The organism is Haladaptatus ordinarius, assembly GCF_054177595.1.
In genome coordinates this window covers 1-3,680 of record NZ_JBPEHH010000201.1, presented here as the reverse complement: position 1 = coordinate 3,680, position 3,680 = coordinate 1, and the positions used below count along the sequence as shown (strand labels likewise).

The following is a 3,680-nucleotide window of genomic DNA, read 5'->3' as shown; positions in this document are numbered from 1 at the left end:
CCGAGTCCGAAAGAACACCGTCTGGCTGAGGGATATTGAACACATTCACTCAACCAGACATCTTCCTAATTAGACCAACGCTTTAGCTTCAGTTCTCACATCGGTTGGGAAGTACCGATTATAGGGATTCCATGATTAAGGAGGATAGGTATATTACGACTGGCGGACGGAGCAGGAGAAGCTGGAACAGCAGTTACGGTGCCTGTTCCATTCGTGCCGCGAACGCCACGACTTCGTCGAGTTCAGTCCCCCAGAAATAGTGGATGGCTTTCTCCTGCGAGTCATACTCAATAACGCCGACCGCAGCCAACTTCGGGAGATGTTTGTGGCGCAGTTCGATTGTGACCTGCTTCTTGCCGAGGGAGGCCGCCGTATCAACCCGATGGATGAGATGAGTAACGAGTTCATCGACGGTCACCGTATGCGCCGTAGTATCGGCGAAATAATACAGCAGGTGACGCCGCCACTTATCGGCCAAGAGGTCGAAATACGTGTCCAGTGAGAGGGATGGTGTATGCCCATTGGAAGCCGCTCTCCCAGTCGGTACGGTCATGGGGGAGTCGCCTCGCTCAGCCGATGTGGGTGCCGGTTCGTGCAGTGCACTAAATCGTGCCCTTTGAATGTCATATGATACCAACCCGCATGTTCGATTGATTCATCATCATATATCTGTATTTTGCTCGTCTCATGATACAATAGAGGTAAACGAAGAACCTATACAACTATCCCCCCGTCCCCATCGGCCGGGTCGATGGCTACCGTCCTCGCACTGGTAATGGTGACCCACCACGCCTAATAACGGAACAACACGCAGTCTCCGCCAACGTGAGGGGTCACCGTGGTGGATGCAAAGTCATCATTGAGGCCGAACATGTGGCAGTCAGAGTATTATCGTTTCGATACTATGTGAGCCAGCATCATTATTATAGCTGCCATGAGAGTCTCCAAACGGTGTATGAGGATGTGGGTAACGGCAGAGCCCGAAAGATATACTGACGGGGGAAAGATACACGTCCATGAAATCGTTGTTGAAGCCCTCGAAGAACACGATGGAATCGACGTAGACTCAGGTGAGTGGGTACTCTACGATTACATCAACCCTGACGCCCTCGACGAGCTTTTCAGCCACGAGAGAAACACAATTTCGTCGGTTGAGTTCACGGTGAAAGGAGCGACCGTCACCGTCTGGCAAGACGGCGAAGTTCATGCGAAGGTAGAGTAGGTGAACCCGCTACACCCATTTATAAGGACTGCATCGGCGATGCCACCAATCGAGTGTAGTTGCACTCACAACCCGGAGATAGCTGGAATGGTGACGACCCGCCGCCATCGTCGCTCGCCTCGTCGCTCGCCGTGAGAGAGCGTGTTCGCCCGTGTAGCCAGTGAAGCTGGCCCTCGCCATAGTCAGTCGAACCACCGAGTGATGTTGCCGACTTTATTGCTTGATTGTTTTCCAATGAGGAGTTAAATATACTATCGAACAGAGGCCCACCTGCCGAAGAACCGGTAATTCAGAGCCGCTCCAGTGAGAATTTATTAGAACCACACTTATTAGGCACCCTATGCTACTCACTACCATGGGTGACGAAAGTAACGGGGACGACACACCGAAATCCGCGTCGTCCACACGACCAAGTGGGCACGCCCTGCCGCCGAACATCCTCGAAACCGAGCACGTGTACACCGCGCTGGGCCATCCCCGGCGACGGTATCTCTGTTATACGCTGTTCGAAGAGACGGAGTGGTCGTTGACCGACCTCGCGACGAAAGTCGCGGCATGGGAAAACGATATGTCCGAACAGGCAGTCACTGAGAATCAACGAGAGCGGGTGTACGTCTCGCTCTATCACGCACATGTGCCGAAACTCGTCGATGACTCGGTCATCACGTTCGATGACGTGACCGAGACGATTCGTGCCGACGAGCATGCCGAGCAAGTCCTGACCGCACTCGAAGGCATGGGTGCAAGCCTCGACATCAAGCAAGAAGCACACGCACGGAGGGACATGGATGCAGAGGAACCCGAACGATAATACGGCCAGCACCGACAATCAAACCAGTACCCCAGAATCGCAGTGGACACAGGTGGCACAGCGTCACTACGACCCCGACCACGATGGGGAGCTCACGACCGCCCTCGTCTTCGCCATTGCAGAGGCGAAGGGCGTTGTTCCAAGCCAGGTAAAGTCGCCCCCGGTCTACGAGTGTGTTGATGCGGCGGCCCTCGAAGATACCTTCTTCGGGCCAGCCGTGAACAGTGACGACCGTCAAAGTGCTGGCACGGTCAAGTTCCGATACACGGAGTATCGGGTGACGGTTAGAAGTGACGGCTGGATTCAGGTCTACGAATCGACCGACAGAAATCGTTCCTAAAATCGTTTGGCGAACGTTTAGGCAGTTAGGACGGTGGTATCGCCACTTAAGCCACGGTCGGAAGGGGCATCACGATGGTCAGATAGGCATCTTAGACGAACGGAGTTTGAACCGTCCGTTTACGTTCATTTTCAGCGTTCTCCTCATGACACGCCAGTGCCAACGCGTCCACACAGTCATCGTGCTGGCTTGCCGGAGCGCGGTAGCGGACGTTCCCCGCTTGCGTGACCTCGTACTCGACCGCCTGGCGTCCACGTTGGAGCACTGAGATTGTCGGCAGCGACAGTACCCACTATGAAGAACAGCAAGGGTGCGAAAAGCACGAACGGGGGTGGACTCGAACCACCGGGGCCACATCGTATGAGGTGGCCGCCATCGACACAGTACGACCTACCGTACGCCGATGGTGCTTCTGCCAACAAGCAACCCGTTCTCGTCCCGGAAATCCCCGTGAGGCGAGTTGTCTGGTCGTGTCAGCGACGTTGTGGCACGACCAGACGGACCACATGGTGGTTTGACAGGCGTTGGTTCGCTCACGATACTCGAACGTTGCAGGGACGTGCCAGCGGGTTTCCTGCCACGCTCGCAGTTGTTCCAATGACCGCATTGAGTATTGTTATACGGTGCCTACTCGAAAAATAACTGGAAATGAAACAACAAGAACCTCCTCGCGAAGAGACACCGACGCCGACGATGGTTAGCAGGTCGTCGTATTGAATTTGCCGATAGTACAAATCGGCTCTGTGGCAACTTTCACCGGCTGACAAAAAGTTGCGCATTGCATACAGAGCGTGCATCTACCGTTTCTTTCGACTTCGTTTTCGAGTTTGCTTGGCACTACTCTTATCCGTCTATAGAACCATTGTAAAAGTACAGTAACGCTCGTACACATTGTGCGTTTGTGCTCCACCAATGGAGGAGCCGCTTGAACCGGGTGCACCGGTCGCGCAGGGTTTTTCCCTCGTTCTCTTCGCGTGGGTCGTCACGTGGGGCGTATCTCAGAGTATTCACGTTCTGCAACACCAGTCACACGACCATGCAACAATCCACCAGTTCGGCGTCGCTCGACGTCATGCTCGACACACTCAGTTCCACATATCGCCGCCGTATCCTACTGGCGGTCGCAGACCATAATCCCCGAGACGAAGACGAGTTCATGAAACCCTCCGTGGTTCCCGACAAGGCGGACGACCATTCGTATTCGGTTAAGACGTAAAACCAGCATACAGTGCTGCATTCACCTCCTCAAGAAGCGTCTGGCGTGACGGAGCTGGTTGTCTCGCCTCTCGATACCACGTGTTCGGGAG

General features: G+C 54.5%; 6 protein-coding genes. 4 read left to right on the top strand and 2 right to left on the bottom strand.

Annotated features, from left to right (window positions below; translation table 11 throughout):
* Positions 1–193: 193 nt before the first annotated feature.
* The gene (locus ACR3FF_RS26180) at positions 194–553 is read right to left on the bottom strand and encodes a DUF7344 domain-containing protein (RefSeq protein ID WP_458191021.1); all 360 of its coding nucleotides are present in this window, start codon (positions 551–553) and stop codon (positions 194–196) included.
* Between the two features lie 408 nt (positions 554–961).
* Here ACR3FF_RS26180 and ACR3FF_RS26175 point away from each other — a divergent pair, with 408 nt between their 5' ends.
* From ACR3FF_RS26175 to ACR3FF_RS26165, 3 genes are all read left to right on the top strand, one after another.
* Complete coding sequence (locus ACR3FF_RS26175; RefSeq protein WP_458191020.1) at positions 962–1,222, top strand: HalOD1 output domain-containing protein; 261 nt, start codon at positions 962–964, stop codon at positions 1,220–1,222.
* Between the two features lie 340 nt (positions 1,223–1,562).
* Positions 1,563–2,033 carry a DUF7344 domain-containing protein gene (locus ACR3FF_RS26170; protein WP_458191019.1) on the top strand — a complete coding sequence of 157 codons (471 nt, stop codon included), beginning with the start codon at positions 1,563–1,565 and terminating at the stop codon, positions 2,031–2,033.
* Positions 2,011–2,373, top strand: a complete 363-nt coding sequence (locus ACR3FF_RS26165) for a HalOD1 output domain-containing protein (protein ID WP_458191018.1) — start codon at positions 2,011–2,013, stop codon at positions 2,371–2,373. Before ACR3FF_RS26170 ends, ACR3FF_RS26165 begins: the two co-directional genes overlap by 23 nt.
* Positions 2,374–2,464: 91 nt before the next feature.
* On the opposite strand, the gene ACR3FF_RS26160 is transcribed toward ACR3FF_RS26165, so the two are convergent.
* A complete protein-coding gene (locus tag ACR3FF_RS26160; RefSeq protein ID WP_458191017.1) occupies positions 2,465–2,638 on the bottom strand; it encodes a hypothetical protein in 174 nt (57 codons plus the stop codon).
* A 771-nt stretch (positions 2,639–3,409) separates the two neighbouring features.
* On the opposite strand from ACR3FF_RS26160, the gene ACR3FF_RS26155 reads away from it, so the two are divergent.
* On the top strand, positions 3,410–3,589 hold the full coding sequence (locus ACR3FF_RS26155; protein ID WP_458191016.1) for a hypothetical protein: 180 nt from the start codon (positions 3,410–3,412) through the stop codon (positions 3,587–3,589).
* Positions 3,590–3,680: the final 91 nt, after the last annotated feature.